Annotated in this window: 1 pseudogene; it reads left to right on the top strand. The window is 55.7% G+C overall.

Annotation, left to right across the window (positions count from 1 at the left end):
- Nucleotides 1-298, top strand: a pseudogene (locus tag CSR02_RS16740) (hypothetical protein); the annotation flags it as partial.

Below are 298 nucleotides of genomic sequence, written 5' to 3'. Positions count from 1 at the left end.
CAGTGGTCTCGGCAACACGCCTCTCAGCCGAGCTCGGCCTGTCGCTCAAAGCTGCCTACATCTATCTGGAACGTTTTCTAGAAGAAGGGCTGATTGTTGAAGTCACGCATCGCGCGGCGCGACGTCTGTTCGCACTAAAAGATATGGAACCTCTCCGCGAGATCGTTCGTCCTCCCAAAAGATCCCAACCAGGCAGAAAACGTGGGCGACCGAGAAAAAAAGAAAGTCAGGAAACCTGTCCTCCAGATGAGAACGTGGACATCCGGCCGGTAGAGCCGGCGCCCACGTTTGCTCCCAT

Source organism: Acetobacter pomorum, assembly GCF_002738225.1.
Taxonomy (GTDB): Bacteria; Pseudomonadota; Alphaproteobacteria; order Acetobacterales; family Acetobacteraceae; genus Acetobacter; species Acetobacter pomorum.
Note: the sequence above shows the minus strand (reverse complement) of the source record. Positions and strands in the feature narration are given on the sequence as shown.